A 25,538-nucleotide genomic window follows, 5' to 3' on the forward strand; every position below is an offset into this window, starting at 1 on the left:
TAGGAGCACACATGTCCCTCACCCTGTCCCGGCGCGGCCGCGCCCGCACCGCGGCGCTGCTCGCCCTCGTCCTGCTCGCCACGCCCGCGTGCGCCCACGACGAGGGCGGCGCCGGCGCCGGCGCACCCGTCAAGATCGGCCTGCTGGCGTCGCTCTCCGGCACCTACCAGGCGGTCGGCAAGGACATCCGCGACGGTTTCGAGCTCTACCTGTCCAGCCACGACGGCAAGCTCGGCGGCCGGGAGGTGGAACTCGTGGTCGCCGACGAGGGCAACGGCGCGGCGACCGCGGTGCCCGCCGCCACGAAGCTGCTCAAGCAGGACCGGGTCGTCGCGCTGACCGGCGTCGTCGGCGGCGGCTCGGTGGCCGCGGTCTACCCCCTGCTCAACGAGACGAAGGTGCCGTTCGTCGGCTCCAACGGCCGGCCCGAGCTGAAGGACGTCTCCCGGGTCTGGCACACGTCCTACCTGTCCGACGAGCCGGGCGAGGCGATCGCCCAGCACGTGCGCGACGACGTCAAGGGCAGCGTCTACGCCATCGGTCCCGACTACCAGGGCGGCTGGGACGAGTTGCGCGGCTTCACCGAGGCGTTCACCAGGGCCGGCGGCAAGCTGGCCAACCCGGACGGCAAGGCCACCTTCACCCCGTTCCCGGCGACCACCAACTTCACCCCGTACTTCGCGCGGATCAAGGCCTCCGGCGCGGACGCCGTCTACACGTTCTACGCCGGCAGCGCGGCCGTCGACTTCGTGAAGCAGTACGCCCAGTCGGAGGTGAAGGACCTGCCGCTCTACGCCGCCGGGTTCCTGACCGAGGGCGGGGTGCTCAACGCGCAGGGCGAGGCAGCCCGGGACATCTACTCCGTGCTCAACTACTCGCCCGACCTCGACAACGCGGAGAACCGCGCCTTCGTGGCCGCCTGGAAGGCCGAGCACGACGGCTCCCCGACCACGTACGCCATGGCCTCCTACGACGCGGCGGCCGTGCTGGACCGGGCCATCGCGGCGGCCGGGGACGACGCGACGCCGGAACGCGTCAACGCCGCCATCGGCCAGCTCGGCCAGATCGCGAGCCCGCGCGGCACCTGGCAGTTCTCGCCGGCCACCCACGCGCCGGTGCAGAAGTGGTACCTGCGCCAGGTTCGCCAGGACGGCCGGGCGCTGTCCAACACCGTGGTGGGCGACCTCGCCACCGTCGGCGGGTGACCGCGGTGGCCGCCGGCATCCGGTTCGACCCGTACGTCGTTCCCGCCATCGACGGGGTCGCCTACGGCCTGCTGGTCTTCGTCGCCGCCGCGGGGCTGGTGCTCTGCTTCGGCGTCGCCGGCATCCTGAACCTGGCGCACGGCACCCTCTACGCGATCGGCGGCTACACCGCGGCCGCGCTGCTGGACGGCGGCTGGCCGAGCCTGGCGCTCGCGCTGGCCGTCGGGGTGGTGGCCGCCACCGCGTCCGGCGCGCTGGTCGCCGGGCTGCTCACCCGGGTCGCCGCCCGCAACCACCTCACCCAGGCGCTGCTGACCTTCGGGGTGGCCCTGGCCGGCGGGAGCCTGCTCGTGGGCGCCTTCGGGCCGGACGACCCGCCGGTGCGTGTCCCCGCCGCGCTCGACGGGTCGGTGGCGGTGGCCGGTCACCGCTATGCCGCGTACCGGCTGGTCTTCATCGTCGTGGCGGCGCTGCTCGCCGGCCTGCTCCACCTCGTGGTGCGCCGCACGCGGGCCGGGATGCTGGTCCGCGCGGCGGTCGACGACGCCGAGATGGTCGCCGTCCTCGGGGTGAGCCCGGCCCGGATCCGGGTCGGTGTGCTGGCGGCCGCCGGGGCGCTGGCCGGCGTCGCGGGGGTGCTCGGCGCGCCGATCATCGGCCCCGGGCCGGACACCGCCGACGCCGTGCTGCTGCTGTCCCTGGTGGTGGTCGTCCTCGGCGGCCTCGGCTCGATGACCGGCACCCTGCTCGCCGCGCTGGCCGTCGGGCAGATCCAGACCCTTGGTGTCGCGCTCGCCCCGTCGGCCGCCCCGTTCCTGCTCTTCGCCGCCATGGCGGTGGTGCTGGCCGTGCGGGCGCGGGGGCTGGCCACCGTGCGGAGGGCGACGTGAGGCGGGGAGCGGTCCGCGCGCTGCGCCGCGGTGTCGCCGTGGTGGTGGTGGCCGCGCTGGTGCTGGCGCCGTGGACGGTGGACGACTACACGGTCGCGCTGCTCGCCCGCACCCTGGCGCTCGGCCTCGTGGCGGTGAGCGTCGCGCTGCTCACCGGCGTCGCCGGGCTGCCCACCCTTGGGCAGACCGCACCCTACGCGGCGGGCGCCTACGCCAGCGCGGTCGTCGGCAGCCACCTCTCCGACGTCGGCCTGGTGCACCTGGCCGTCGCGGCGGCGGCCGGGGCGGCGCTGGCCGCGGTGACCGTGCCGCTGGTGGTCTCGGCGCGGGGCGTGGTGCTCCTGATGATCACCCTGGCGGTCGGCGAGCTCGCCGTAACGGTTGTGGGGCGCTGGCGGTCGGTGACCGGCGGCACCGACGGGCTGGCCGGCGTCGCGGCCTCCCGTCCACTGTGGGGGCTGCCGGTGCTGGCCACCGACCGGGCGCGCTACCTCTACACGCTGGTGGTCGTCGCGGCGCTGGTCGGCGTGGTGCTGCTGGTCCTGCGTACCCGGGTCGGGCTGCTGCTGCGGGCCGGCCGCGACGACGAGGCGCGGCTGCGGGCCAGCGGCCACCGGGTGCCCGGCCACGTCGCCGGCGTGCACGTCGCCGCCGGAGCGGTCGCGGGCGCCGCGGGCTCCCTGCTCGTGGTGGCCCAGCAGTTCGTCTCCCCGGCCGACTTCGGTTTCGACACCTCCGCCCTGCTGCTGCTCGGCGTGGTGATCGGCGGCACCGCCTCGGTGGGCGGCGCGCTGGTCGGCGCCGCGCTCGTCGTGGCCGCCCGGGACTGGCTGTTCGGCGTGCTCCCCGGGCAGGCGCCCCTGGTGCTCGGGCTGGCGTTCGTCGCCGCCGTCTACCTGCTCCCCGACGGCGGGCGCCGGCCGGCCGTACGCGGCCGGCTGCTCCCGACCGTCCCGGCCCGCCGTCCGGCACCGGACCGCCCGACGCCGACGGGAGCACGCGCATGACCCCGCTGCTGTCCGCCCACGGGATCACCGTCCGGTACGGGTCGCTGGCCGCGCTGGACGGCGTCGACCTGTCGATCATGCCGGGCCAGCGGCACGCGCTGATCGGGCCGAACGGCGCCGGCAAGACGACGTTGCTGGACGTGCTCGGCGGGTCCACCCGGGCCGGCGGGGGCCACGTGCTGCTGGCCGGCCGGGACGTCACCCGCCTGGGTCCGGCCGCCCGGGCCCGCCGGGGCGTCGGCCGGATCCACCAGCGCCCAGCCGTCTGGTCGACCCTGACCGTGCGGGAGAACCTGCTGGTCGCCGCGCTGCCGCGAGCGGTGCGGCCGGGCCGGTGGCACCCGTCGGCGCGGCGGCGGGCGGCCGCGCGGACGGCGGACGCGCTGCTGGCGCGGGTGGGCCTGACCGGGATCGCGGCGATCCCCGCGGGGCACCTGGCGCACGGGCAGCGCCGGCAGGTGGAGATCGCCATGGGGCTGGCCGGCCGGCCCCGGCTGCTGCTGCTCGACGAGCCGGCCGCCGGGCTGTCCACCGTCGAGGTCGGGTGGCTCATGGAGTTCCTGCGGACGCTGCCCCGCGCGGTCGCGGTGCTGCTGGTCGAGCACCGGCTGGACCTGGTGTACGCGCTCTGCGACACGGTGACCGTGCTGCGCGACGGCCGGACCCTGGCCACCGGTACGCCGGCCCAGATCCGCGCCTCCGGCCCGGTCCGCGAGGCGTACGCCGAGGGGGTGGCCTGATGCTGCGGATCGACGGGCTCTGCGCCGGCTACGCGGGCGGCACGGTGCTGCACGAGGTGAGCCTCGACGTGCGCGCCGGCACCGTCCAGGCGGTGGTGGGGCGCAACGGCGCGGGCAAGAGCACGCTGGTGCACAGCGTGGCCGGCCTCGTGCGGCCGTACGCCGGCCGGATCGAGATCGGCGGCGCGCAGGTCGCCGGCCGCCAGCCGCACCGGATCGCCCGGTCCGGGGTGGGCCTGGTCCCGCAGGGCCGGCGGGTCTTCTCCCGCTTGACCGTGGCCGAGCACCTGGTCCTGGCGGCCGCGCCGTGGCGGGCCGCGACGCCCGGCGGCGAGGGCTGGACGGTGGCCCGGATCCTGGAGCTGCTGCCCCGGCTGGGGTCCCGGCTGCGCCACCGCGGCGACCAGTTGTCCGGCGGCGAGCAGCAGATGCTGGCCATCGCCCGGGCCCTGCTCGGCCAGCCCCGGCTGCTCCTGCTGGACGAACCGTGCGAGGGCCTCGCCCCGGACCTGGCGGCCCGGGTGCGGGAACTCGTCGGCACGCTGGCCCGGACCGGGCTGACCGTGCTGCTCGTCGAACAGCAGCTCCGGCACGCCGTCGGTGTGGCGGACCGGATCGCGGTGCTGGAGTACGGCCGGGTCGTCTACGACCGGCCGGTGCACGAGGTCCGGGCCGACCCGGACGTCCTGGCGGCGATGCTCAGCGTCGCCGCGGTCCCGGAGCCGTCGGCTCCCCGACCGGTGCCCGGGCTCTGGCCCGACGCCGGGCACTGACCCGACCCGCAGCGACAGGGATGAGGAACGATGCCGACCCACGTCCATGACACCGACTACGCCTTCGACAACGGCTCTCCGGACGCCGTGCCCCAGATGCGGGCGCTGGAGTCCTTCCTCGATCCGATCACCGCGCGCCGGATCGCCCCGCCGGTGCTCGCCCCGGGCGGCGTGTGCTGGGAGGTCGGCGCCGGCGGCGGTTCGGTCGCCCGCAACCTGGCCCGCGCGGTCGGCCGGGGCGGGCGGGTGCTGGCCACCGATCTCGACACCACGCACCTTACGCCCACCGGCAACCTCGACGTACGCCGGCACGACGTGCGCACCGAGCCGCCGCCCGGCGACGTCTTCGACCTGATCCACGCGCGGCTGGTGCTGCTGCACCTGCCGGAGCGGCGGCGCGTGCTGGCCTCGCTGGCCGGCGCGCTGGCCCCCGGCGGGTGGCTGGTGGTCGAGGAGTTCGACTGCACGGCGCCGCTGCGGGTGCTGACCGCCCCGAGCGACGACGCGGCGAAGCTCTTCGCCCAGGTGACCGACGCGATGCTCGACATCCTCCAGAGCCACGGCGCCGACCTGGCCTGGGCGCAGGACGTGCACGGGGAGCTGGTGGCGGCGGGGCTGGTCGAGGTGGACACGGTCGTCCACGCGCAGAGCTGGCCCGGCGGCTCCCTCGGAGCGTCGCTGTACGGGACGAACTCCCGGCAGCTGGAGCCGGAGCTGCTCGACGCCGGGTTGTCGCCCGGCCAGCTGGAGGCGTTCCGCCGGCTGCTGCGGGACCCGGGGTTCGCCGTGATGTCGTACCAGTTCGTGTCGACGCGGGGGCGGCGGCCGGCGGCGCGGTGAGCGTCGTCCCGCCGCTACCGCCCGAGGAACTCCTCGATGACCGTGGCCAGCCGCACCGGGGTCTCGTACATGGCGTAGTGGCCCGCGTTGGCGAGCACCTCGAGCCGGGCGTTGGGGTAGTGGCGCAGCCAGGTCTCGCGCATCGTGCCGGCGCCCAGCGCGGGGTCGTGCTCGCCGACCACGGCGAGCGCCGGCACCGGGTTGCCCTTCACCTCGTCGGTGAAGTCGGTCCGCGCCCACGCGGTGAGGTAGGCGCCGAAGGCCTCCGGGGTGGAGTGGGCGAGGGAGAACCGGACCATCTCGTCGAGCCAGCGGCCGGACAGCCGGTTGCCGGTGGTGAGGTCGATGATCGCGCGGCGGTTGGCCGGGTCGGCGGCGGCGCCGTCGAACAGCGTCCAGCTCTGGAGGTCGAACGGCACGCCGCCCGCCGGGACCGGGCTGATGCCGACGAGGTGGGTCACCCGCCCGGGGGCGTCGGCGAGGACCCGCTGGGCGGCGCTGCCACCCATGGAGTGCCCGACCACCGAGAACGTGTCCCAGCCGAGGGAGTCGACAAGCGCCAGGGCGTCGCGGGAGATCTCGGCGATGGTGTGCTCGCCGGTGACGCCGGCGCGCTCGCCGTAGCCGCGGTAGTCCGGGAACGCCCAGGTGAAGCGCTCGGCGTCGATCAGCTCCGGCAGCCAGCCCCAGCCGCGCGCCGAGCCGAACCACCCGTGCAGGGCCAGCACCCGGTGCGGCCCGTGACCGACAGTGCGGTGGCTGATCGTCATGTGGGTGCCCCTTTCACCGGTGCGGCGTGGCGACAGTGAACGACCTGACGGCCCGGCGGGGAACACCGGCGTCGGATAGGCGACGGTGTCCGAGGTGACCGCCCGCCCCGGTCGGGGGTGGACGGTCACCTCGGAACGGGGATCAGATCAGGCCGCCCATGGCCGGGTCGCTGATGCTGGGCTTGCCGTTCTCGACGTGGCCGGCGTACCGGGCCGTGAACGCGGCGTCGGCGGAGACCGTCACGGTCAGGTCGTACCAGCCGTGCGCCCGCGACACCGACCACGACGGCGACTCCGTCCCGCCGGGCTTGAGCGACAGCCTGGTCCGCCGCGACGAGTAGCGGTCGGCGACGGTCACCTCGACCCGCTTCGCGCCCCGGTTCACCAGGGTCAGGCCGACGTGGTGGTCGCGCTCGTCGTACCGCGCCCGGACGTCGACACCGGCGCCCGCGCCGCCGGTGAAGCGGCGGAAGAAGCCGTTGGGGCCGTGCACCTCGAGGTCGTACCCGGCGGTGGCGTCCCAGGTGTCGCTCACCTGCCGGCCCGGCTCGACCGTGTAGGTGCGGGGCGGCTGGGCCGGGTCGGCCGAGCGGACCCCGAAGACGCCGGTGGCGCCACCGGAGTTGCGGAGGTCGAGGTGGAACGACGTGCCGGCGGCCCGCCCGTCCACGTGCAGGGTGTACGGGATGGCCCGGGCGGGCCGTACCCCCCGCTCCTGGCCGGGCAGCCGCGGGTCGGCCGGCGGCACCGGCGCCTCGTCGGGCTGGCGGGTGAGGTCGACCGGCTTGAGGTCGGCGGTGTCCGGCAGCTTGACCCGCGGCGAGGCGTTCGGGGTCCGGAAGTCGAACGCGCTGGTCAGGTCGCCGACCACCGCGCGGCGCCAGGGCGTGATGTTGGACTCGACCAGGTCGGCCCTGCCCTTGGCGAACCGGGTCTCCAGGAAGCGGATCAGCGAGGTGTGGTCGAACACCTGGGAGTTGACCCAGCCACCCCGGGTCCACGGCGAGACGACGATCATCGGCACCCGGATGCCGAGGCCGTACGGGCCGGCGGCCCGCCGACCGTCGCCGGGGAAGATCTCGTTGGTGGTGGGCACTGTCGACAGGCCCTCGGCGCGGCTCTGCGGCGGCGTCGGCGGCACCAGGTGGTCGAAGAAGCCGCCCTCCTCGTCGTACGTGATGAACAGGGCCATCCTGCTCCACACCTCGGGGTGGTCGGCCAGGATGTCGACGACCTGCGACATGTACCAGGCGCCGTAGTCGGGACCCCAGTTCGGGTGCTCGCTGTAGGCCTCCGGCGCGACGATCCAGGAGACCTGCGGCAGCGTCCCCTTCGCCACGTCGCGCCGGAAGTCGGCCAGCAGCGCCTCGGGGGAGCGGTCCTGCGCCACGATCTCGGTGCCGGTCTTCGCCTGGTCGGCGAGGGGGCTGCCGGGCCGGGCGTTCTGGTACTGGTGGAAGTAGAGCAGCGAGTTGTCCCCGTAGTTGCCGATGAACGGGTCCCCGGTCCAGCCCCAGTAGCCGTCGGCGGTCAGCCCGAGACCGGCGTCCTGGTAGACCTTCCAGGACACGCCCGCGCGCTCCAGCCGCTCCGGGTAGGTCGACCAGTCGTAGCCGGCCTCGGCGTTGTCGATGACCGGGCCGCCACCCTTGCCGTCGTTGCCGACCCAGCCGGTCCACATGTGGTAGCGGTTGGGGTCGGTCGAGGCCAGCACCGAGCAGTGGTAGTTGTCGCAGACGGTGAAGGCGTCGGCGAGGGCGAAGTGGTACGGCAGGTCGCCTCGGGTGTGGTGGGTCATGGTGACCACGCCCTTGTTGGGCACCCACCGGTCGTACCGGCCGCCGTTCCAGGCGCCGTGCGTGTCGGCCCACCCGTGCGGCGGGTCCGGCAGGAACGTCTGCCCGAGGTCCGGCACCTCGGGCCGGAAGGGCAGCAGGTCGGCGGAGCCGTTCGGCTGGTGCCAGACGCTCCGGCCCGAGGGCAGCGTCACCGGATGCGGATCCGCGAAGCCCCGGACCCCGCGCAGGGTGCCGAAGAAGTGGTCGAAGGAGCGGTTCTCCTGCATGAGGATGATGACGTGCTCGACGTCCTCGATCGAACCGGTCCGGTTGTTCGCCGGGATGGCGAGGGCCTTGCTGAAGTCCACCGGCAGGGCGGCCGCCGCCACCGGCGCGCTCATCATCTTCAGGAAATTTCGACGGTCAACACTTGCCATGACAGAGCACCCACCTGACTGACGCCGAACGATTGGCGGGTGCACGCTATTGGCGCCAGGTGGATCTCACGTGTCCGGAACGCGAGCGTTGCGCCAACGCCGGTCGAGCCGTGGGCCGGGACGGGCGGACCGTAAGGTCCACGAACCCTGGCGAGCCCCTCGCCTCCGCCCCTCCGGAGCCCGCACGTCCGAGCCTCGGGACGCCACCATCCCGCGTCAGCGCAGCGGGCCGTCTCCCGGGCCGTTCGGGTCGTCGACCAGGTGCATCGCGGCCTCCTCGGCGCTGGCCGCGCCCCCGTCGATGCCGGCGTCCCAGGCGACCGAATCCGCCTGCTCGTCCTCGCCGAGGCCCTCGTCGTCGGCGACCAGGCGCCCCGTCCGGGTCTCCCGCTCGTAGCCCCGACGGGTCAGCTCGTCCTCGTCGTCGGCCACCTCGGCGTACGGGTCGATGTCCGGTTCCTCCTGGGCGAGCAGGTGCGCGAGGGAGTCGCCGGCCCGCTCCTCGGCGGCCGTGGTGCCGAACCGGTTCGCGGCCGTCCAGTGGTCCGCGGCGACGATGCCGGTGTCGAGGGGATCGCCGGTCCGGTCGTCGAGGGTGTCGGAGGCGTCCAGGACACCGTCGTCCTCGGCCACGTTCCACTCGTCCGCGAAGTCCGTCCGCTCGGTCTGGCTCATGGCGATCCTCCCTGGTCAACGCCCAGCACTGCCGTTCAGCCTAGAACCCCCGCCGGGGCCGACGACGACCGCGGGGGTCCGGTCACAGCCGCCGCCCACGGGCGTCGCGGGCGACGATCCCGTCCAGTGGTGTCGCGGGGGCCAGCGCCCCCGGGTCGAACCAGAAGATCACCAGTCGCTGGTCCTCGCTCCACCGGGCCAGCTGGGCCTCGACGTGGCGGCCGTCGACGGTGCCGACGATCCGCGCGGCCGGCCCGACGAAGTACCCGAACGTGGGCACCGGGGTGTCGGAGGGCACCCGTCCCTGCGGGTCGTAGCCGATCTCGTGGAAGCCCGGCCGGCGGTCGCTGCCCGTCACGTCGTTGATCAGGTAGTCGGTGGTCAGCTCGCCGGTGGGGGAGCGCCGGCCGCCGACCAGGCCGATCGTCACACCGGGCAGCTCGGGCACGTCGACGGGAACGACGTAGAAGACCCGTTCGTCGTCGCCGTACCGGATGCCGGTGCCCACCACGGCCCCGACCGGCCGGGGCTCCGCGGGGCTGAGGGTCATCGGGCTGAGGGGCGTCGGGCCGGGGGTCGTCGGGCCGGGGTCGGCGGTCGCCGGGGAGGCGACGACGGGCGCGGTGGCGACCGGCCCGGGCCCGGGCGGCTCCGGGGGGCGGGTCCGCGCCACCGCACCGCCGACGCCGATCACCACGGCGGCGACCGCCACCGCCACGGCGCCGGTCCCGGCGACCCGCCGGCGGCGGCGCACCCGCCGGCCCTCCCGCATGATCCCGGCGAGGTCGAGACCGTTCCGGTCGGCCCGCTCGGTCGCCCGCATGGCGTGGCGCAGCTCGTCCGCCTCGTTCATCGCCGGGTCCCCTGCGGCTCCGGCGCGGTGAGGCCCGCGCCGCGCAGTTTGTCCAGCGCACGGGAACCGGTGCTCTTGACGGTGCCCACCGAGACGTCGAGTTCGCGGGCCACCTGGGCCTCCGGAAGGTCGAAGTAGTAGCGCAGGACGACGACGGCCCGCTCGCGCGCGGTGAGCGTGCCGAGGATGGCGAGCAGCCAGCGCCGGGTCGCCACCTCGTCCGCGACGTCGCCGCCGTGCCGCTCCGGGAGGTCCTCGGTGGGGTACTCCCGGATCGGCCGCCGCCAGGCGTCGACGAGATGGTTCACCAGCACCGACCGGGCGTAGCCGTACGCGTCGCCGTTGCGGATCCGCGACCACGACGCGTAGGTGCGGACCAGCGCGGTCTGGGCCGCGTCCTCGGCCTGGTGATGGTTGCCCGTCATCAGGAAGGCGGCGTGCACCAGCCGCGCGGACGCCGCCGTGGCGAACTCGACGAACTCCGCGTCACCCCGGGCCATGCCCGCCCTCTCCGCATCCCACCTGGTTCAGGACGGGTGAGTCGGGCGAAAGGTTGAGTCCCCGCCGGACCAACTTTGTCACCGGGTCACCCGTCCTCCTCCCCGCACACCACCCGGCGACGGCGAGGGAGACCGACGATGACGAGGACCGTGGACCGGGCTCGCGGTGGCGCGACGATGCTACTGCTGGTCGCGCTGCTGTCCGGCTGCGCGCTGCCCGCGGCCGGCCGGCCCGCCGGCCCGCCGCCCGCCGCTCCGGCCGCCACCGAGCGGGCGGCGGCGCCGGCTCCGGCGTCCGCGCGGCGGCCTCCGGTCCGGATCGGCTATCCCGGCCACGGCCACGGCCGGTGGCGGTTCGCCGCCGCGGAGCCCACCACCCCGAGGGGTACGGGCCGGCTGCTGCGCTACCGGGTCGCGGTGGAGGGCGACATCCACGGGCTGCCGCCGGCCGACTTCGCCGCCGAGGTCACCCGCACCCTCAGCGACCCGCAGGGCTGGACCGCGGACGGCAGGCTCGCCCTGCGCCGGGTCGGTCGGGACCAGCCCGCCGACTTCACCGTCTACCTCGCCACCCCCGGCACCCGGGACGAGCTGTGCCAGGACCGGCCGGACGGCTACACCTCCTGCCGCCACGGCGACCGGGTGGTGCTCAACGTCGCCCGCTGGGCCGGTGGTGTGCCGGGCTACGGCGCGAGTCTCGCCACCTACCGCCGGTACATGGTCAACCACGAGGTCGGCCACCGGCTCGGCCACGGGCACGAGCGGTGCCCGGGACGGGGCCGGCCGGCGCCGGTGATGCAGCAGCAGACCCTGGGCCTGCACGGCTGCACGCCGAACGCCCTGCCCTACCCGCACGGCCGGCGCTACACCGGGCCGCCGGGGACGTACGCCGACCCGGTGCCGCCCCGCGATCGCGGCCGGCCCGACTGACCGGGGCGGGGACCGCGCGTGGTGGGGGTCGGGCGGCGATGGTGCTTTAGTAGACGCCATGCCCAACCCCGCGATCCTCACCGTCGACGACGACCCGGCCGTCTCCCGGGCGGTCGCCCGCGACCTCCGGCGCCGCTACGGCGACCGCTACCGGGTGGTGCGGGCCGACTCCGCGGAGGCGGCGCTGGAGGCGCTGCGCGAGCTGAAGCTCCGCGGCGAGCAGGTGGCGGTGCTGATCGCCGACTACCGGATGCCGCAGATGAACGGCATCGAGTTCCTCGAGGCCGCCATGGATCTCTTCCCCACGGCGCGCCGGGTGCTGCTCACCGCGTACGCCGACACCGACGCCGCGATCAACGCCATCAACGTGGTCGACCTCGACCACTACCTGCTCAAGCCGTGGCACCCGCCGGAGGAGAAGCTCTACCCGGTGCTGGACCAGCTGCTGGAGTCGTGGACGGCCGGTGCGGCCACGGCCACCGCCGAGCTGCGCGTGGTCGGGCACCGCTGGTCGGCGCCGTCGTTCAAGGCCCGTGACTTCCTGGCCCGCAACCTGGTGCCGTTCCGCTGGGTGCTCGCCGACGAACGGGAGGGCGCCGAACTCCTCGCGGCGGCCGGGGTGACCGCGAACGACGTACCCCTGGTCGTGACGGCCGATGGCAAGTCGCTGGTGCAGCCGACGACGGCCGACCTGGCCGCGCAGGTCGGGCTGGCCACGACGCCGGCCGCGGAGTTCTACGACCTGGTGGTGGTCGGCGCCGGTCCGGCCGGGCTCGGCGCCGCCGTCTACGGCGCCTCGGAGGGGCTGCGGACGGTGCTGATCGAGCGGCGGGCCACCGGCGGCCAGGCCGGGCAGAGCAGCCGGATCGAGAACTACCTCGGCTTCCCCGACGGCGTCTCCGGCGCGCAGCTGACCGACCGGGCCCGCCGGCAGGCGCTGCGCTTCGGCGCGGAACTGCTCAGCGCCCGCGAGGTGGTGTCCCTGGAGGACGCCGGCGGGGCGCGGGTGCTGCGGTTCCCCGACGGCAGCAGCGTCGCCGCGCACACGGTGGTGCTCGCCACCGGCGTCTCCTACCGGATGCTGCCCGCGCCGGGGCTGGCCGAGCTGACCGGCCGGGGCTGCTTCTACGGCTCGGTGGCCAGCGAGGCGCCGAGCTGCTCGGGGGAGGACGTCTACATCGTCGGCGGGGCGAACTCGGCCGGCCAGGCCGCCGTGCACTTCTCCCGGTACGCCCGCCGGGTGCACCTGCTGATCCGCGGCGACGACCTGACCCGCTCGATGTCCAGCTACCTGATCGAGCAGATCGCCCGGATCGACACCATCGAGGTGCACCCGCACACCGAGGTGGTCGGCGGCGCCGGCCAGGAGCACCTCGAAGAGGTGACCCTGCGCGACACCCGCACGGGCGAGACCCGGCGGGCCGACACGTCGTGGCTGTTCGTGTTCATCGGCGCGGAACCGCACACCGACTGGCTCGACGGCGCGGTCGCCCGGGACAGCCGGGGCTTCGTCCTCACCGGGCCGGACCTGACCCGAGGGGGCCGCCGGCCCGCCGGCTGGGGCCTGCCCCGGGACCCGTACCACCTGGAGTCCAGCATGCCCGGCGTCTTCGCCGCCGGTGACGTGCGGGCCGAGTCGGTGAAGCGGGTGGCCTCGGCCGTGGGCGAGGGCGCCATGGCGGTCTCACTCGTGCACCGCTACCTGGAGGCGCAATGACCAGCGAATCCGACCGGCTCACCCCCGACGAGCTGCGGCGTCTCTTCCTCTTCGAGTCGCTCACCCCGGAGCAGCTCGCCCACCTGGCCGAGCACGGCCGGGTCGAGCAGCGGCGTGCCGGCGAGGCCGTCTACGTCGAGGGCGAGCCGGCCAGCTGCTTCTACGTGCTGCTCGACGGCACCGTGACCCTGCACCGCCGGGTCCAGGGTGACGAGATCGAGATCAGCCGGACCAGCCAGCCCGGCGTCTACGGCGGCGCCATGCAGGCGTACGTGGGCGACCTGGCCGAGCAGCGCTACCAGAACAGCCTCTTCGCGGTGACCGACTGCGACGTCTTCGCGCTCCCCGCCCAGATCATCGCCGACGCGATGCGCAGCTGGTTCCCGATGGCCACCCACCTGCTGGAGGGGCTGTTCATCGGGATGCGCAACACGCAGACCATCGTCGGTGAGCGGGAGCGGCTGCTGGCCCTGGGGGCCCTCTCGGCGGGGCTCACCCACGAGCTCAACAACCCGGCGGCGGCCGCGGTGCGGGCCACCTCGGCGCTGCGCGGCCGGGTCGCGAAGATGCGGCACAAGCTCGCCATGATCGCCGATGGCCGGCTCGACGGCCGGCGCCTGCACGACCTTGTGGCGTTGCAGGAGGAGGCGGTGAAGCGGGCCGCCGCCGCACCCGCGCTCACCCCGTTGGCCGCCAGCGACGCCGAGGACGAGCTGGCCGACTGGCTCGACGAGCACGGCGTCCGGGGCGCCTGGGAGCTGGCCCCGACGCTGGTCGCCGGGGGCATCGACAGCGGCTGGTTGAGCCAGGTGGACGCCGCGGTCGGGGCCGACGACCTGGAGTCGGCCATCCACTGGATCACGTACACCATCGACACCGAACTGCTCATGGGCGAGATCGACGACGCGGTCACCCGGGTCTCCGGGCTGGTCGGCGCCGCGAAGCAGTACTCCCAGCTGGACCGGGCGCCCTACCAGACGGTCGACGTGCACGATCTGCTCGACGCCACCCTGGTCATGCTCCACGCCAAGATCCCACCCGGGGTGCGGGTGGTGAAGGAGTACGACCGGGCCCTGCCCGCCGTTCCCGCGTACGCCGCCGAGCTGAACCAGGTCTGGACCAACCTCATCGACAACGCGCTCGGCGCCATGGCCGGCACGGGCACGCTGACCATCCGGACCGGCCGCAAGGAGGACCGGCTCATCGTGGAGGTCGGCGACACCGGCGGGGGCGTCCCGCCGGAGATCCGGCCGCGCATCTTCGAGCCGTTCTTCACCACGAAGCCCGTCGGCGAGGGCACCGGCCTCGGGCTGGACATCTCCTACCGGATCGTCGTCAACAAGCACCACGGGGACATCCGGGTACGCTCCGAGCCGGGCGACACCCGGTTCGTGGTGCTGCTGCCGCTGACGCCGGCCTGACCGGGCGCGGTCGCCGCGCGAACCGGCGTCGGCAGGGCGGCGGCTCGCCTCAGAACAGCGTCGTCGGGGCCACCGGCGCCGGCTCGGGCAGCGGCGCGACCTCGGGCAGGCGCGCCCGGACCTGGTCGTGGAAGCGGCGGGCGAGCCCGGGCGCGTCGGCGTTGTCCGGGGTGTGCACGAACACGGTCGGCGAACGGCCCTCGCGCAGCCAGCCGGTCACCACGTCGAGCCACGGCTGCCAGCCCTCGACCGTCCGCGCCGGATCGTCCCGGCCGAGGTAGCGGACGATCGGCCGGTCGGTCAGCGCGCGGGTCCGCAGCGGGAGGCGCGGCTTCTTCAGCCACGCCTCCCGCTCCGCGTCGCTGGTCGGCGGGGTACGGAAGAACGCGGTGGTGTCGAAGGGGATCCACTCCGCGCCGACCCGGGCGAGCGCGTCCTCCAGAGCGCGTACGGCGCCGGGGTCGGTGAAGAACGCGGGGTGGCGGACCTCGACGGCGTACCGGTGGGTGGTGGGCAGGCCGCGCAGGAAGCGGGCCAGCGTGGGCACGTCGCCGGGGCCGAACGAGCCTGGCAGCTGCACCCAGAGGGCGTGCGCCCGCTGGCCGAGGGGTTCGACGGCGTCGAGGAAGGCCCGCAGCTCCGCGTCGGCGCCGGTGAGCCGGCGCTCGTGCGTGACCACCTTCGGCAGCTTGGGCACGAAGCGGAAGTCGGGACCGGTCTGCTGGGCCCAGGACGCCACCGTCTCCCGGGACGGGGTGGCGTAGAAGGTGGTGTTCCCCTCGACCGCGGTGCACCACTCGGCGTAGGCGCGCAGCCGCTCGTGGGCCGGCAGCGGGTGCGCCAGGTAGCGCCCCGGCCAGGCCTTGTGCGTCCACATGGCGCAGCCCACGTGCAGGCGCATCCGACCCCTCCCACCGCTCGACGGCCCGGCGCGGCCAGCCGCGCCGCGGCAACGGTATCCGGGTCGTGCGTGCCCGGCGGATTCGACCGGGCCGCCGCCGGGCAGGAGGGATCGCGGAGGTGAGCGACGTGCGCGACGGGGAAGGTGTGCCGAGGTTGTGTCAGGTGGTGCTGGACTGCACCGACACGCGGGCGCTGGCGGAGTTCTACCGGTCGTTGCTGGGGCTGGTCTACCGGCCGGGCGACGAGCCGCCGGAAGCGGGTGACGCGGACGGGCGGGGCCCGGACTGGCTCGTGCTGAGGACTCCGCAGGGCGCCCCGCAGCTGGCCTTCCAGCGGGTCGACCGGCTGCCCGCGGCGACCTGGCCGGCGGGGGAGGTGCCGCAGCAGTTGCATCTCGACCTGACCGTGTCGTCGGTCGAGGAGCTCACCGCGCAGCACGAACGCGTCCTGCGGCTCGGCGGTCGCCTGCTGCGGGACCTGATCGACGACCCCGACGAGCCGCTGCGGGTCTACGCCGACCCGGCCGGCCACCCCTTCTGCGTCTTCGTGGGCTGAGCCGGGAAGCCCGCCGGGGCCGCCGTTTCCGGTCCGTTCAACCGCGGCCGGTGCCGTCCGCGAGCAGCCGCCCCCTCGCCCGGCGGCGCTGCTGTTTCACCAGGTAGAGCCGCTGGTCGGCGACGTGCAGCAGCCGGTCGAGGGTGTCGCCGTCGTAGGGGGCGGTGGCCGAGCCGACGCTCACGCCGGCCAGCCCGCGCAGGGCCGCCTCGATCCGGGCCGCCGTGGCCCGCGCCGATTCCCGGTCGGCGTCGGAGAGCACCACCACGAACTCGTCGCCGCCGATCCGGGCGAGGGCGTCCTCCGCCCGCAGCACGTCCTTGGTCGCCGCGACCACCCGGCGGAGCAGGTCGTCGCCGGCGGCGTGCCCGAGGCGGTCGTTCACCAGCTTGAAGTCGTCCAGGTCGAGGCAGAGCAGCGACGGGCCGGGGCGGCAGCCGGCGTGGAACAGGAACGTGGCCAGCTCGGCCAGGCCGCGCCGGTTCAGCGCGCCGGTGAGCGGGTCCAGCGATGCCAGCGCGCGCAGCTGGGACCGCTGCCGGGCGAGGGCCCGGGTCTGCGTGGAGCAGACCGAGGCCAGGACCAGCATGCCGGCCAGGTAGACGAACACGTGACCGGCGGGGGCCGGCGGCCCGGCGACGGCGACGACGAGGTACGACCCGACGGTGAGCACCTCCAGCCCCACCATGAGCCGCAGGTGCGGGGTGTACCCGGCGACGAACACGGACGTGGTGACGAAGCCCAGCGCGGCCGGCGACGTCACGCCGCCGTCCCAGTACGCGCCGAGCGCCGCCATCACCAGCGTGATCATCAGGAGGGTGAACGAGACCCGGTAGCTGGACGCCTTGGTGGTCACCCGGGTGGCCGCCCACGTGCCGACGGCACCGGCGGCCAGGCCGCAGCCGTACGCCGTGAGCATCAGCTCCCGGTTCGGCGCGCCGAGCGTCAGGAGGCAGTAGACGACGGCGACCGAGTGGGAGACGGCGTGGAGGGCCGCGCTGAGCAGGGTGCGGCGGCGGCGCTCTCTCATCCCGCCGTCCACCGTGTCCTCGACCGGGCGCCCGTGCCCGTGCGGGCACGACGTCGTTCGGCCGGCGCGATCGCGCCGACCGCCGGTGTGGACGCCACTCGGATGAGGCAGCTCACCACGTCGAAATTCAATGACCTGCATCAACGGCAGTCAAGAGACGAGTCGTTAACCAGCCGTTCATATCACGTACGGGAGTGCCGAGGTCACCCTGGGCTGACGGCGGGCGCCGGCGCCGGTGGCGCCGACGCCCGGCCGGTCACCGCTTGGCGTGTTCCTTCGCCATCTGCGGGCGTTCTCCCTTGCCGGTACGCCGCAGCGCGTCGCGCAACTGCTGCTCGGTCATCTTGGAGTTCCCCTCGATGCCCGCGTTGTGGGCCTGCTGCCGCAACTCGTGCAACCGATCGCGGTCACCCATGTCGAGCTCCCTCCGTGGGCTGGCGCGGGTGGCTCCGCGCGCCACTCCGACGTCGGCTTCCCGACCCGGCCGGGAACAAACGGGCGGCGCCCCTCACCGGCGCCCGCCGCCGTCGCGTGTGATGACGCTGAACTGGCCCTGGCTCTCCATCCGGACCTCCTTCACGTCGGTGAGGTCCTCGACGCCCTGCTGCCGGAGCTGGGCGTACAACTCGTCCTCGGTGACCAGCTCGCGGCGCATGTTGCGGTGCAGCATGCGGCCGTCGCGTACCAGCACGAGGGACCCCGGCTGGATGATCCGGGCCACGGCGGGAAAACGGTACGCCAGCAGGTCGAGCAGGTACGCCCAACCGATGATCACCGCGACCAGCACGACGCCGTCCGTGATCGAGGTGTAGTTGGCCGCCATGGCGTTCTGCGCGGCGTCGGCGATCAGCACGATGACCAGCAGGTCGGTCATGCCGGTGCTGCCGCTTTCGCGCTTCAGGAGCACCCGCAGGAGGAAGAACAGCGCCAGATAGATCACGCTGCCGCGCACCGCGATCTCCCACAGCGGCGTGTCGGGCACCAGCAGTCTCTGCCAGTCGCTCACCCGGTGCGCCTACCCGGCCGGTCCGCCGCTACACCGCCCCGGGTCACCGCCGCACGTGCTGCGGGAAGCACCCGGGTCCCGGGGAGGTCTAGGCGTTCGGCTCGGATCCGCTGCGGCCGACCGCGTTCGCCTGGTCCGCCACGGCGGTCAGGAGTGCGGTCAGCGCGGGAGCGGGTGGGGTGTCCCGGGTAACGGCGACCAGGCGGCGCCTGATCGCGCCTTCGGCGACGTCGCGGATCGCGACGGCGGGGTCGCTGGCGGGCAGGGTCAGGGCCGGCATCAGGGCGACCGCGGCCCCGGCGCGGACGAGTTCGAGTTGGATGTCGGCATCGTTGGCGCGGTGCCGTACGTCCGGTTCGTAGCCGCCCAGGGACCGGCAGGTCCCAACGACCATGGCGTGGTGACCGGTGCCCTCGGCGGAGGTGGCCCAGACCTCGGACCGCAGCTCAACGACCGGGACGGGGCCTCCCGCCCGGGCCAGCGGATGCGCCGCCGGCAACACGATCTTCAGCGGCTCCTCCAGCAGGACCGTGAAACGCAGCCCGGCCGGGCGCGGTCGGGGATGGCCGTCGTACTCGTCGCCGATGACCAGGTCGACCGCGCCCAGGCGCAGACCGGGCAGGGACTGTTCGAGTTCGAGCTCGAAGATCTTTACGCGGACCTGGGGGTGATCGGCTCGCAGGCGGGCCAGGGCCGGGACCAGCAGGCGGCGGGCCGCGGATTGCAGGCCGCCGGCGCGTACGGTGCCCCGGATGTCACCGGTCAGCGCGGCCAGGTCGGCTTCCGCTGCTTCGGCCGCGGACAGCAGCACGCGCGCGTGCTGGGCCAGCAGGTGTCCGGCGTCGGTGAGTCGTACGCCCCGGCCGGCCTTGTCGAACAGCTGGGCGCCGACCTCCTTCTCCAGGATGGCGAGCTGCTGGGAAACCGTGGAGGGGCTGTAGTCCAGCGCCGCGGCGACCGCGGCGAGGGTGCCGCGCTCCTCGAACTCCCGCAGGAACCGCAGCCGTCGAAGATCCAACACGGTGGGAATCCTAACGAGTTGGCTCCGGGAATCATCGCTGGACCTGACGGGTGCGGTCGCTGATCGTTGAGCCATGGGTCCAGCACTGTGCCTCCTGTCCGCCGCGGGGTTCGGCGCCATGGCGATCTTCGGCAAGCTCGCCTACGACGCCGGCGTCTCACCCGGCACGCTGCTGCTGGTGCGCTTCACCCTGGCCGCCGCACTGCTGGGGACGGTCCTGCTCCTGCGGCCGGGCCTTCGCCGCGCGGAATCGGGCCAGCACCGCGGCGGAGCGGCCAGCCGGCCGGCCATGACGCGCCGCCGCGTGCTGGCCACCGCCGTCGGGCTGGGCGCCATCGGCTACGCCACGCAGGCGAGCCTGTTCTTCTCGGCGCTGGAGCTGATGGACGCCTCGCTGCTGGCCCTGATCCTCTACACCTACCCGGTCCTGGTCACCGTGGCGGCGGTGCTGCTGGGCCGCGACCGGCTCACCCCGCGGCGGGGCGCCGCGCTGGTGGCCGCCTCGGGCGGCACGCTGCTGGTCCTGCTCGGCGCCGGGGGCGTGAGCTTCCACCCGCTCGGGGCGCTGCTGGCCTTCGCCTCCGCGATCACCTACACGCTCTACATCCTGGTCGCCGACACCGTCGTGCACCGGCTGGCGCCGGTGGTGTTGTCCGCCCTGGTGATGACCGGCGCCGCCGGCACCCTCGGCGCCCGCGCCCTGCTCACCGGCGGCGTCGACCTCGACTTCGGGGCGTCGGGATGGTTCTGGCTCGCCTGCATCGCCGTGGTTTCCACCGTGGTGGCGATGCTGGCCTTCTTCGCCGGGCTGAAGCGGACCGGCCCGTCGACCGCCGCCATCCTGTCCACCTTCGAGCCCGTGGTCACCGCCGCCCTGGCCGCCCTCATCCTCGGCGAAACCCTGACCCCGGTGCAGCTCGCCGGCGGCGCCCTGGTGCTGTCCTCCGTCGCCGTCCTCCAACTCCGACGCACCCGATCACGCACCGCGGCTCAACCCCTTGAGGCGCCTGACCGATTTCATTCGACGAGCCGTCAGGTGCCGGAGCCGGTCGGCGGCGGCCGTGCCGAACCGACTGCGGTGGCGCCGTAGACCGACGGCGCTCACCGGCCCCGGCTCACGCGGGTTCGGCGCAACGGCCAGGCAAGGGCAGGGAGACGTGGTGCAGAACGTGGCGGTCAAGGTGGTGGTCACCCCACTGCTGATCGGGGGCGCCACCCTGGCGGGGCGTCGCTGGGGTCACCAGCTGGGCGGCTGGCTCGTGGCGCTGCCCCTGACCTCCGGACCGGTGGCGTTCTTCCTGGCCACCGACCACGGCACCGGCTTCGCCGCGGTCACCGGGGCGGCGGCCGGGCGAACGTCCGGCGCCGCGGGCGGGCGGGCCCGGACGGCGCGCCCCGGACGCTCCCGCGGAACCCACCCGTCGGCGTCCCTGCGGGGTGGCGGGCGTCGATCCGGCCGGTGGACGGGCCCGGTCCGGGCGACGATGAGCCGCATGGGAATTCGGGCAGGGGGCGGCCAGGACCTGCTGGAACGGCGCGAGGACGTGCGGCAGGCCAACTTCCTGGAACTCTTCGTCGACCTGGTGCTGGTGTTCGCCCTGTCGGGCGTGGTGCGACGCGTGGTCCGCGACATCACCGCCGAGGATGCGGTCGTCCGCTGGCGGTCGCTGACCTACCTGCTGGTGCTGGCGATGCCGCTGATCTGGTTGTGGATCACCACAGCGCACATCACCAGCTGGTTCGACCCCCGGCGCCGCAAGATCCAGTGGCTGGTGCTGGCCAGCGCCTTCGGCCTGCTGGTCATGGCGGCGTCCCTGCCGGCCGCCTTCATCGGCCGCGGCTGGGCCTTCGTGCTGCCGTACGTGCTCCTGCTCTGCGGCCGGCCGCTCGTGCTCCTGCCGAGCCTGCGGGGCCATCCGCTCGGCCGGCTCTACCTGCGCTCGCTGCTCTGGTGCGGCGGCACGGCGGTGCTCTGGGTCGCCGGCGCGCTCGCCAGCGGCGGCGCCCGGGCCACGCTGTGGGGGATCGCGGTGACCGTGGACATCGTCGCCGCGCAGCTCCGGTGGCCGGTGCCGGGAATGGCCCGCCCGCCGATCAGCGCCTGGGCCATGGACAGCGGCCACCACCTGCCGGAGCGCTACCAGCAGCTGCTGTTGATCGCCCTCGGCGAGACCGTCCTCGCCGTCGGCGTCACCTTCACCGACCGGTCGATCGGCCCGGACACCGGGGCCACGCTGGCGGTCGCGTACGTCTCGACGGTGCTCATGTGGCGCATCTACTTCTACCGCTCAGGCCAGGTTCTCGCCGAGGCGGTGGCCGCGTCCGGGGACCGGCTGACCGCCGGCCGTGCCACCGGTGTCGCGCACATCGTCATGGTGATCGGGATCGTGGCCACGGCCGTCGGCTTCGAAGTCGTCATGGAGCATCCCGTCGGGCGGCCCGAGGCGGTCTGGCTGGCCGTGATCCTCGGTGGCCCGGCCTTCTTCCTGTACGGGCGCATCCGGCTGGAGCGGGTGGTGTTCGACCGGCTCTCGATCCGGCGGGTCGTGGCCATCGCCGCCCTGGCGGTCGCCGCGGTGCCCCTGTACCTCGCCGCGCCGCTGGCCGCCGCGGTCGTGGCCCTGCTGGTCCTGCTGGGCGTCGCCGTCGCCGACGCCCGCCACGCGGCCGGACGACCGCCGGAGCAGCCGTCCCCGGCCCACTGACGCACCGGCGGCCGGCTCCCGGGATCGACCGGTTTCAAGATCCGCCGCGAGTGCCGGAGCTGACTAGGCTGCCGGCATGGCAGACGAGGCGGTGCGCGCGCCCGCCGAGCCGATGCCCCCGTCGACCGCCGACCCGGTGGTGGCGGCGGTCCGGCAGGTGCTGGCGACGATCCCGGTGGGCTGCACCTGGCTGTTGCCGGTGCGGGCGCCGGACGGCGCGGTGGTCGACTTCCTGGTGGCCGCCGTCAGCGTCCAGGGGCGCGACGTCCACGGCCGGGGCGCCGGGCGGGTCGGCCAACCGCTCAGCACCCTCTATCCCGGCATGGTCGCCGGTCCGCTGTGGCGGGCGTACCACGAGGTGTTGGCCACCGGGGAGCCCGCCCACCTGCCCGACTTCCGGTACGCCGGCCGCGGCGCGGGCGTCGTCACCGACTCCGTCTTCGACGTGAGCGTGCACCGGGTGCTGGGCGGCCTGCTGGTGTGGTGGCAGCGCCTGGACGAGCACCGGCTCCGGCTGGCCCGCACCGAGCTGCTGGGCAGCCTCGGCTGGGCGGAGTACGACCTGGTCACCGGCCGCAGCGAGTGGTCACCGGGGATGTACCGCATCTTCGAGCGGGATCCGGCGCTGGGGCCGATGTCCCGGGCCGACCAGGGCGCCGCGCTTCTTCCCGCCGACCAGGGCCTGCGCGAGGCCGCCTGGCAGACGCTGGACAGCGGCGCGGCCTCGGACGTCACGGTGCGGTTCCACGCGGGCGGGACGGTCAAGCACCTGCGGATCCTGTCGGACGTGGCCCGCGACGAGGGCGGCGCGCCGGTGAAGGTCTACGCGGTGGTCCAGGACGTGACCGCTCGGGAGGACTCACGGAGCGCCATCGAGCAGCTCCGCGACCAGCTGCGGACCCGGGAGACGACCGCGCTGGCCGAGCACCGCCTCGCCGGCCAGCTCCAGAACCTCATCCAACCGGTGCCCCGCGAGCCGGTCACCCTGGCCGGCCTGGAGGTGCTGGTCGGCTACCTGCCCGCGGAGCGGGCGCTGCGGGTCGGTGGCGACTGGTACCACGCCGAGACGCTGCCGGACGGGTCGGTCCTGCTGGCGGTCGGCGACGTGGCCGGGCACGGGCTGGAGGCGGCCAGCGGCATGGCCCACCTGCGCTTCGCGCTTGTCGCCTGGCTGTCGATCGGGATCCGCGACCCGGCGGTGCTGCTCGGGCACATGAACCGGCTCTGCGGCCAGCTGGCGATCACCGCCACCGCGGTGCTCGCGGTCTTCGACCCGGCGACCCGGCACCTGACGTGGGCGCGGGCCGGGCATCCGCTGCCGTTGCTGTCCCGGGCGGGCGCGACCGGCGACCTCGGCCGGCCCGCCGGGATGCTGCTGGGCGCCGACCTCGCCACCCGCTACCCGGTGGTCACCACCGAGCTGCGCGGCGACGACGTGCTGCTGCTCTACACCGACGGGCTGACGGAACGCCGCGTGGGGAACCCCGAGGACCGGTTGGCGGAGGTCCGTGCCGCCCTGGCGGCGCTCTCCGGCCGGCCGGGGGCACGACCCCTGGCCCGGCTGCGCGACGCCCTGCACCGGCCCAGCCCGGACGACGACACCTGCACCCTGGCCGTCCGCGTGCTGCCCTGACCGTCGACGGAGGTCGCACCGCGCGGCGCGGCGTCGACCGTCATCGACATCCGGCCACCACCTCCATAGACTCCGGTCTTTCTGGTACCACGAGTCCAGGGAGGACCCACGTGTCGAGCGAAACCCGACCGCACGCCGCACCGCCAGTGCTGGCCCGTCTCGCCGGGGTGGCGGTGATCTCCGCCGCGCTGGTCGCCACCGGTGGCGTCGCCGCCTCTGCGGCGCCCGCCCAGCCCGGGCCCACGAAGGGCCCGTGCGCGTACACGCCGACGCCGGACGAGCCGGCCGCCCGGCCGGTGCCGCTGCCGCCGGACCCCCGCCGCACGCCCGACCGGGGCACGGTCCGGGTCACCCTGCGGACCAACCAGGGGCCGATCGGGCTGACCCTCGACCGCGAGCAGGCGCCGTGCACCGTGCAGAGCTTCCTGCACCTGGCCCGGCACCGGTTCTACGACCGGACGCACTGCCACCGGCTCACCGCGTACCCGACGCTCAAGGTGCTCCAGTGCGGTGACCCGTCCGGCACGGGCGAGGGCGGGCCGGGCTACCGGTACGCCGACGAGCTGCCCACGGACCTGCCGCCCGCGCCGACCGACCCGACCGGGGTCCGCCGCCTCTACGCCCGGGGCACCCTGGCCATGGCCAACGCCGGCCCGGACACCAACGGCAGCCAGTTCTTCCTGGTCCAGTCCGACTCGGCGCTGCGCCCCAACTACACCGTCTTCGGCACGATCGACGCGGCCGGACTGGCCACTCTGGACCGGATCGCGGCCGGCGGGATCGCCGCCACGCCCGAGGACCCGGCGCCGGTCGACGGCGCGCCGGCGCTGCCCGTGGAGATCTGCAAGGCCACCCGGGGCCGCTGACCCCCGCACCCGGCGGGGTGGAGCCCACCGCCCCGCCGGGTACCCGGTGGCGTCGACCCGCGTCGACCCGGCGGGCCCGAACGCGACCCCGTCCGCGGCCGGGCCGTCGGAGTCGCCGGAGCAGCCGGACGACAACGCCGTGACGGCGCGCTACTTCAGCGACATGTCCTCGGTCTGCGACGGCAGCGCGATCCTCAACGCCGCGCCGTACACCCCCGGCTCCCGGGCCAAGGCCTACACGTTCGCGAACTCGCCCGACCGGCCCTCGTACTGGTCCTACAAGTCGGTCAGCTCCACCAAGCCGTACTACAGCAAGAGCGCCGACTTCGCGTCGGTCGCGGTGGTCGGCTGCCTGAAGGTCGTCGACGGCAGCGAGGGCACGCCCAAGAAGTGCGACTACAAGAGCGACGGGAAGGTCGTCACGGTCTCCTACATCTCCTCGCGCTACGAGCTGACGTTCTACGCGGCGAAGACCGGCGAGAAGATCGGCGACGGCGGCGCGGTGAGCGCGCCGGCGAACCGGTGCCCGAGTTTCATCTCGTACAACAAGGTCACCATGAAGTCGTACGCCGCGCCGGACAGCGGCACCATCGAGGCGGCGCTGGACCGGTTCCTGTCCTGAGCCGGGACCGCCCGGCCGGGTCGGCGTCGCCGCCACCCCGGCCGGGCGTCCTCGTTTCCACCGGTCAGCGCTGGGCGCCCGCCGTGACGGGGGCCGGCCAGCTGCCGGTGAAGACCTGCGGCGTCGTCGCGCTGCGCGCGGCGGCGAAGCCGAACAGCTGGTCGACCCGGGCGGCCTCGGTGGTGCTCGGGTACGGGTTGGTGCAGCTGGTGCCGGCGCTGCCGCCGGACATCAGGATGGCGCAGTTGCCGTTGTAGTTGTCGGGCAGGCCGAGGATGTGCCCGATCTCGTGGGTCATGATGCGCAGCGGCGAGTACTGCTGCGCCTGGTAGTAGTCGATCACGACGCGGCCGTTGCCGAGGCTCGTGCGCTGGGCGTACGAGCCGCCGCCGTAGGTGTAGTAGATCATCAGGTTCGAGCCGCACTGCGCCATGTTGATGTTGTTCGTGCGGTTGTTCCAGATCGAGGCGGCCTGGACGGCGTAGCTGGCGAACGGCCCGGCCTGGCTGGTGTTGTAGCAGACGTTGCGGACGGCCGCGGAGGCCGGCGCCGCGTCGACGGTGACGGCGCCCAGCGTCGCCAGCGCCGCGGTGGCGACGGTGGCGAGGAATCGGGTGACCTTGGGCAGACGCATCGCTCACTCTCCTTGTGGGACGGGGTC

General features: G+C 74.5%; 26 protein-coding genes. 15 read left to right on the forward strand and 11 right to left on the reverse strand.

Features of this window, described 5'->3' with window-relative positions; all coding sequences use genetic code 11:
• The first annotated feature begins 11 nt into the window (after window positions 1-11).
• The 6 genes from ABZ452_RS14805 to ABZ452_RS14830 are packed head-to-tail and all read left to right on the forward strand — an operon-like array spanning window position 12 to window position 5,455.
• A complete protein-coding gene (locus tag ABZ452_RS14805) occupies window positions 12-1,205 on the forward strand; it encodes an ABC transporter substrate-binding protein (RefSeq protein ID WP_357942694.1) in 1,194 nt (397 codons plus the stop codon).
• Window positions 1,202-2,095 (forward strand): branched-chain amino acid ABC transporter permease, encoded by an 894-nt coding sequence (locus ABZ452_RS14810; RefSeq protein WP_357942696.1) that lies wholly within the window; start codon window positions 1,202-1,204, stop codon window positions 2,093-2,095. The genes ABZ452_RS14805 and ABZ452_RS14810 overlap by 4 nt, the downstream gene beginning before the upstream one ends.
• Window positions 2,092-3,102: a branched-chain amino acid ABC transporter permease gene (locus ABZ452_RS14815; RefSeq protein ID WP_357942698.1), complete on the forward strand. Its 1,011-nt coding sequence runs from the start codon at window positions 2,092-2,094 to the stop codon at window positions 3,100-3,102. Before ABZ452_RS14810 ends, ABZ452_RS14815 begins: the two co-directional genes overlap by 4 nt.
• Window positions 3,099-3,842, forward strand: coding sequence for an ATP-binding cassette domain-containing protein (locus tag ABZ452_RS14820; protein WP_357942700.1), 744 nt, complete (start codon window positions 3,099-3,101; stop codon window positions 3,840-3,842). Before ABZ452_RS14815 ends, ABZ452_RS14820 begins: the two co-directional genes overlap by 4 nt.
• Window positions 3,842-4,615 carry an ABC transporter ATP-binding protein gene (locus tag ABZ452_RS14825; RefSeq protein ID WP_357942702.1) on the forward strand — a complete coding sequence of 258 codons (774 nt, stop codon included), beginning with the start codon at window positions 3,842-3,844 and terminating at the stop codon, window positions 4,613-4,615. Before ABZ452_RS14820 ends, ABZ452_RS14825 begins: the two co-directional genes overlap by 1 nt.
• A gap of 30 nt (window positions 4,616-4,645) precedes the next feature.
• Window positions 4,646-5,455 (forward strand): methyltransferase domain-containing protein, encoded by an 810-nt coding sequence (locus ABZ452_RS14830; RefSeq protein ID WP_357942704.1) that lies wholly within the window; start codon window positions 4,646-4,648, stop codon window positions 5,453-5,455.
• Between the two features lie 14 nt (window positions 5,456-5,469).
• Here ABZ452_RS14830 and ABZ452_RS14835 read toward each other — a convergent pair whose 3' ends face one another.
• The 5 genes from ABZ452_RS14835 to ABZ452_RS14855 form a co-directional block, all read right to left on the reverse strand.
• Window positions 5,470-6,225, reverse strand: a complete 756-nt coding sequence (locus tag ABZ452_RS14835) for an alpha/beta hydrolase (RefSeq protein ID WP_357942706.1) — start codon at window positions 6,223-6,225, stop codon at window positions 5,470-5,472.
• Window positions 6,226-6,367: 142 nt separating this feature from the next.
• Window positions 6,368-8,440: a phosphocholine-specific phospholipase C gene (locus tag ABZ452_RS14840; protein ID WP_357942708.1), complete on the reverse strand. Its 2,073-nt coding sequence runs from the start codon at window positions 8,438-8,440 to the stop codon at window positions 6,368-6,370.
• Between the two features lie 216 nt (window positions 8,441-8,656).
• Window positions 8,657-9,115, reverse strand: coding sequence for a DUF5709 domain-containing protein (locus ABZ452_RS14845; protein ID WP_357942710.1), 459 nt, complete (start codon window positions 9,113-9,115; stop codon window positions 8,657-8,659).
• A gap of 82 nt (window positions 9,116-9,197) precedes the next feature.
• On the reverse strand, window positions 9,198-9,968 hold the full coding sequence (locus ABZ452_RS14850) for a hypothetical protein (RefSeq protein ID WP_357942712.1): 771 nt from the start codon (window positions 9,966-9,968) through the stop codon (window positions 9,198-9,200).
• A complete protein-coding gene (locus ABZ452_RS14855) occupies window positions 9,965-10,468 on the reverse strand; it encodes a SigE family RNA polymerase sigma factor (protein ID WP_357942714.1) in 504 nt (167 codons plus the stop codon). Before ABZ452_RS14855 ends, ABZ452_RS14850 begins: the two co-directional genes overlap by 4 nt.
• 138 nt (window positions 10,469-10,606) lie before the next feature.
• Here ABZ452_RS14855 and ABZ452_RS14860 point away from each other — a divergent pair, with 138 nt between their 5' ends.
• Genes ABZ452_RS14860 through ABZ452_RS14870 form a run of 3 tightly spaced genes read left to right on the forward strand, consistent with a single transcriptional unit; the run spans window position 10,607 to window position 14,536 of the window.
• Complete coding sequence (locus ABZ452_RS14860; protein ID WP_357942716.1) at window positions 10,607-11,398, forward strand: DUF3152 domain-containing protein; 792 nt, start codon at window positions 10,607-10,609, stop codon at window positions 11,396-11,398.
• A 58-nt stretch (window positions 11,399-11,456) separates the two neighbouring features.
• The gene (locus tag ABZ452_RS14865) at window positions 11,457-13,115 is read left to right on the forward strand and encodes an FAD-dependent oxidoreductase (RefSeq protein WP_357942718.1); all 1,659 of its coding nucleotides are present in this window, start codon (window positions 11,457-11,459) and stop codon (window positions 13,113-13,115) included.
• Window positions 13,112-14,536, forward strand: coding sequence for an ATP-binding protein (locus tag ABZ452_RS14870; protein WP_357942720.1), 1,425 nt, complete (start codon window positions 13,112-13,114; stop codon window positions 14,534-14,536). The genes ABZ452_RS14865 and ABZ452_RS14870 overlap by 4 nt, the downstream gene beginning before the upstream one ends.
• A gap of 49 nt (window positions 14,537-14,585) precedes the next feature.
• On the opposite strand, the gene ABZ452_RS14875 is transcribed toward ABZ452_RS14870, so the two are convergent.
• Window positions 14,586-15,413, reverse strand: a complete 828-nt coding sequence (locus ABZ452_RS14875; protein ID WP_357942842.1) for a DUF72 domain-containing protein — start codon at window positions 15,411-15,413, stop codon at window positions 14,586-14,588.
• A gap of 152 nt (window positions 15,414-15,565) precedes the next feature.
• On the opposite strand from ABZ452_RS14875, the gene ABZ452_RS14880 reads away from it, so the two are divergent.
• Complete coding sequence (locus ABZ452_RS14880) at window positions 15,566-15,994, forward strand: VOC family protein (RefSeq protein WP_357942844.1); 429 nt, start codon at window positions 15,566-15,568, stop codon at window positions 15,992-15,994.
• Window positions 15,995-16,031: 37 nt separating this feature from the next.
• Here ABZ452_RS14880 and ABZ452_RS14885 read toward each other — a convergent pair whose 3' ends face one another.
• The 4 genes from ABZ452_RS14885 to ABZ452_RS14900 all read right to left on the reverse strand — a co-directional run bounded on the left by ABZ452_RS14885 (window position 16,032) and on the right by ABZ452_RS14900 (window position 19,051).
• On the reverse strand, window positions 16,032-17,024 hold the full coding sequence (locus ABZ452_RS14885; protein ID WP_357942722.1) for a GGDEF domain-containing protein: 993 nt from the start codon (window positions 17,022-17,024) through the stop codon (window positions 16,032-16,034).
• A gap of 256 nt (window positions 17,025-17,280) precedes the next feature.
• The gene (locus tag ABZ452_RS14890) at window positions 17,281-17,439 is read right to left on the reverse strand and encodes a hypothetical protein (protein WP_357942724.1); all 159 of its coding nucleotides are present in this window, start codon (window positions 17,437-17,439) and stop codon (window positions 17,281-17,283) included.
• Between the two features lie 93 nt (window positions 17,440-17,532).
• A complete protein-coding gene (locus ABZ452_RS14895; RefSeq protein ID WP_357942726.1) occupies window positions 17,533-18,030 on the reverse strand; it encodes a YetF domain-containing protein in 498 nt (165 codons plus the stop codon).
• Between the two features lie 88 nt (window positions 18,031-18,118).
• Entirely contained in the window at window positions 18,119-19,051 is a 933-nt protein-coding gene (locus ABZ452_RS14900; protein WP_357942728.1) for a LysR family transcriptional regulator, read from the reverse strand.
• Window positions 19,052-19,124: 73 nt separating this feature from the next.
• Between ABZ452_RS14900 and ABZ452_RS14905 the strand changes: the two genes are divergently transcribed.
• The 5 genes from ABZ452_RS14905 (at window position 19,125) to ABZ452_RS14925 (ending at window position 24,877) form a co-directional block, all read left to right on the forward strand.
• On the forward strand, window positions 19,125-20,141 hold the full coding sequence (locus tag ABZ452_RS14905) for a DMT family transporter (protein WP_357942730.1): 1,017 nt from the start codon (window positions 19,125-19,127) through the stop codon (window positions 20,139-20,141).
• Between the two features lie 70 nt (window positions 20,142-20,211).
• Window positions 20,212-21,756 carry a low temperature requirement protein A gene (locus ABZ452_RS14910; protein WP_357942732.1) on the forward strand — a complete coding sequence of 515 codons (1,545 nt, stop codon included), beginning with the start codon at window positions 20,212-20,214 and terminating at the stop codon, window positions 21,754-21,756.
• Window positions 21,757-21,832: 76 nt separating this feature from the next.
• Entirely contained in the window at window positions 21,833-23,389 is a 1,557-nt protein-coding gene (locus ABZ452_RS14915) for a SpoIIE family protein phosphatase (protein WP_357942734.1), read from the forward strand.
• A gap of 110 nt (window positions 23,390-23,499) precedes the next feature.
• Window positions 23,500-24,255 carry a peptidylprolyl isomerase gene (locus tag ABZ452_RS14920; protein ID WP_357942736.1) on the forward strand — a complete coding sequence of 252 codons (756 nt, stop codon included), beginning with the start codon at window positions 23,500-23,502 and terminating at the stop codon, window positions 24,253-24,255.
• Between the two features lie 46 nt (window positions 24,256-24,301).
• Window positions 24,302-24,877 (forward strand): hypothetical protein, encoded by a 576-nt coding sequence (locus ABZ452_RS14925; protein ID WP_357942738.1) that lies wholly within the window; start codon window positions 24,302-24,304, stop codon window positions 24,875-24,877.
• A 64-nt stretch (window positions 24,878-24,941) separates the two neighbouring features.
• On the opposite strand, the gene ABZ452_RS14930 is transcribed toward ABZ452_RS14925, so the two are convergent.
• The gene (locus tag ABZ452_RS14930; RefSeq protein WP_357942740.1) at window positions 24,942-25,511 is read right to left on the reverse strand and encodes a snapalysin family zinc-dependent metalloprotease; all 570 of its coding nucleotides are present in this window, start codon (window positions 25,509-25,511) and stop codon (window positions 24,942-24,944) included.
• Window positions 25,512-25,538: the final 27 nt, after the last annotated feature.

The sequence above is a fragment of the Micromonospora sp. NPDC005707 genome (assembly GCF_040631005.1).
GTDB lineage: Bacteria > Actinomycetota > Actinomycetes > Mycobacteriales > Micromonosporaceae > Micromonospora.